4 protein-coding genes are annotated in these 3,147 nt (G+C 24.9%); 3 read left to right on the forward strand and 1 reads right to left on the reverse strand.

All coding sequences use genetic code 11. From position 1 onward, the window contains the following. Positions 1-102: 102 nt before the first annotated feature. Complete coding sequence (locus tag J7G74_RS08490) at positions 103-750, forward strand: sensor histidine kinase (protein ID WP_297134109.1); 648 nt, start codon at positions 103-105, stop codon at positions 748-750. Positions 751-819: 69 nt separating this feature from the next. Here the strand turns inward: J7G74_RS08490 and J7G74_RS08495 are convergent, their stop codons facing one another. Then, complete coding sequence (locus tag J7G74_RS08495) at positions 820-1,188, reverse strand: zinc ribbon domain-containing protein (RefSeq protein ID WP_297134111.1); 369 nt, start codon at positions 1,186-1,188, stop codon at positions 820-822. A 224-nt stretch (positions 1,189-1,412) separates the two neighbouring features. Between J7G74_RS08495 and J7G74_RS08500 the strand changes: the two genes are divergently transcribed. Together J7G74_RS08500 and J7G74_RS08505 are read left to right on the forward strand one after the other, a co-directional pair. Further along, positions 1,413-2,066: a YitT family protein gene (locus J7G74_RS08500; RefSeq protein ID WP_297134113.1), complete on the forward strand. Its 654-nt coding sequence runs from the start codon at positions 1,413-1,415 to the stop codon at positions 2,064-2,066. Between the two features lie 314 nt (positions 2,067-2,380). Continuing rightward, a partial coding sequence (locus tag J7G74_RS08505) for an NAD(P)/FAD-dependent oxidoreductase (RefSeq protein ID WP_297134114.1) occupies positions 2,381-3,147 on the forward strand: 767 nt, incomplete at its 3' end.

The raw sequence follows: 3,147 nt of genomic DNA on the forward strand, positions 1-3,147 counted from the left end.
AAATTAAAAGGCATGCTAAGGATAATTATGACCAATATTTTAAACAAAATAGAAGACCTATAATTAATTTATTACAGGTCTCTCTATGCTCTTAAAATTTAAATGTTAAGAAAAGCTTGTGCTATCAGAGTATTAAGGTTAGTAAACAATATACTAGACACTACAAAATTTGATAATGGATACGAAGAATTGAAATTAGGCAATTATAATATAGTCAGTATAATTGAAGATATAGTTTTATCTACTTCTGATTATATAAAAAATAAAAAAATTACTTTTGATACTGATGAAGAAGAAGTAATATTAGCGTGTAATCCAGATGCGATAGAAAAAATAATTTTAAATCTAATTTCTAATTCATTAAAATTTACTAATGAAAATGGGCAAATAGAAGTTGATGTTAAGGTTAATCATGAAGAAGAAAAATTATTTGTATATGTAAGAAATGATGGACCACCTATATCTAAGGAATATTCAGAAAAAATATTTGATAGATTTGTGCAAGCTGATAATAACTTAAGAAGAGTGAGTGAAGGTAGTGGGATAGGTTTATATCTTGTGAGACTTTTAGTACAAATGCATAATGGTGAAATATGGTTGAATACAGATGTAAAAGAAGGTGTAGAATTCATATTCTATATACCTATTAAGACTATAAACTCTATTGATGACATAATGTTATATAATATTGAAGATCACTCGATAATGGATAAGTGTAGTATAGAATTTTCCGATGTATACTTTACATAAAATATATTTTTATTTAAAAAGATAATAGCTTTTTGAACTAGATACAGTCTCATTTAGCTATTATCTTTTTTATAATTTATTACCACACTTAGGACAATATTCAAAATCAGATTGTCCTATATATCCACACTGATTACATTTATTGATATTTGTAGAAATATTACTTAATAATTTTAAATCATTATCATTAATTGTAATATTTTCTCCTTTAGAGATTTTAGAACCAATATTTTCATCTAGTAAATATATAGAATTACAGCATGTATTTTTGACATAATATTTTTTATTCCATTTAAATAAAGGAATGAAAAATAGGCTGAAATACATATAAGATATATAAACCTCCATCCGACCAAAACATTCACATTGTGAACAAATCATATTTTGAGTAAAATCTAATTTTTTTTCTGTATTTGAAATGCCACCAATAAAAAACATAATATCAACTCCTAAATTTTATTATATCATAATGAAATAATAGATGAATTTTTATTTTTAGTATATAGAATAAATAAATTAAGTTTATTTACATAAAAAAGATTATTGGAAATAAAAACATCAATTACCGTTAAAAATTAATAACTTTTTTCTTATATTATAGTATAATATACTTTTAAATTGTAAAAATTATAATTTCTTAATATGGAAAGGAAATCTAAGAGATGAAAAAAAATAATATAATATTAACAATTAAAGATTATATGATTATAACAATAGGTGTAATATTAGTAGCCTTTGGAATACAATATTTTTATGCACCTAATGAGATAGCAGGTGGGGGGTTAAGTGGTTTAGCTTTAGTTATAAGTAACTATATACCTGTATTATCAGTAGGTACAATTGTATTTATAGGTAATTTAATATTATTCACAGTAGCATTTCTACTAGTTGGTGGAGATTTTGGTATGAAGACTATATATGCAAGTTTTGCACTTTCAGTTGTTATGGATTTTATGGAAAAAGTTATGAACTCATATGCTTTAACTACTAATTTATTTTTAGCTGTAATATCAGGAACTATAGTAATTGCAATTGGTATTGGAATAACATTTGCTATAAATGCTTCTACGGGAGGAACTGATATACTTGCAAAAATACTTAATAAGTATTCTACAATAAACTTAGGGATATCTTTATTGATAGTAGATTTATTCGTAGTTGTCTGTGGAGCAATTACATTTGGATTAGACAAAGGAATTTACTCTTTATTAGCTGTTATAATAAATGGATTAGCTGTTGATAGAGTAATATTATATATTGAAAAGAAACAAAAGCAGAGAGCTGAATTAGAATCTAACAAAGGATTAGCCGCTTAATAAAATCATATACAAACCGTATCTTAAATAAAAGATACGGTTTTTTTTTTATGAGTAAATTATATGTTATCTGTTCTGTAGGTAATATATAATTTTCGACTTTGTACCTTGAGCAACTGGTGAAGATGTTGCTCATATGAAGTAAAGTATCCATGAGTAACTTAAGTAAAGCAAATTTTTTATTTGAAAAATTTACAATATATTGAAATTATTCTATAGAAAATTGATAATATGAGCATTATAATAATGTACTATCAATAAAGTTTAATAATTTGGTTAATATTAAGTTTAATAAGATTTAAGGAGGCACAATTTTGAAAGATATTATAATAATAGGATCTGGAGTAGTGGGTTGTTCAATAGCTAGAGAATTATCAAAATATAAACTAAATATATCAGTAATAGATAAAAATGAAGATATTTCTGAAGGAATATCAAAAGCTAATAGTGGAATAATTCATGGAGGATTTAATGAAAAGAAAGGAACATTAAAAGCTAAATTAAACTTAGAAGCAAATAAAATAATAGATGAGTTAGCAAAAGAATTAGAGTTTCCTTTTAAAAGAAATGGCTCTTTAATATTAGCTTTTAATGAAGATGAATTTCAACGAGTAAAGTCTCTAAAAGAGCAAGGTAATGATTTAGGAATAGATGAATTAGAAATATTAGAAAAGGGAGAAGTTCTAGATTTAGAAGAGAATATTAACTGCGATGTAGTTGGTGCACTATATGTTAAAAATTCAGGGATAGTGAGTCCTTATGAAATGACATTAGCCCTAGCTGAAAATGCCTTTGAAAATGGTGTTGAGTTTATATTAGGAAAAGAAGTAGTGGACATACACAAGCAAAAAAATAAATATAAGTTTATTTTAAAAGATAATAATTATATAGAAGCTAAAATGATTATAAATGCGTCTGGATTAGAGGGTGCTAACTTAAATAATTTAGTAAGTGATAATAAATATGAAATGGAGTATGTGAAAGGTGAATACTGTTTACTAGATAAAGTTGCAGGAACATTATGTGAGAAAACATTATTTCAAGTTCCAAATGAATTAAGTAAAGGTGTATTAGTTACTCC

Origin of the sequence: Terrisporobacter sp. (assembly GCF_017888745.1) — a bacterium.
Taxonomy (GTDB): Bacteria; Bacillota; Clostridia; order Peptostreptococcales; family Peptostreptococcaceae; genus Terrisporobacter.

What these genes read in the sequence shown, in the direction of transcription:
- J7G74_RS08490 (WP_297134109.1), top strand. Translation starts at nt 103, where the DNA reads ATGTTAAGAAAAGCTTGTGCTATCAGAGTATTAAGGTTAGTAAACAAT.
- J7G74_RS08495 (WP_297134111.1), bottom strand. Translation starts at nt 1,188, where the DNA reads ATGTTTTTTATTGGTGGCATTTCAAATACAGAAAAAAAATTAGATTTT.
- J7G74_RS08500 (WP_297134113.1), top strand. Translation starts at nt 1,413, where the DNA reads ATGAAAAAAAATAATATAATATTAACAATTAAAGATTATATGATTATA.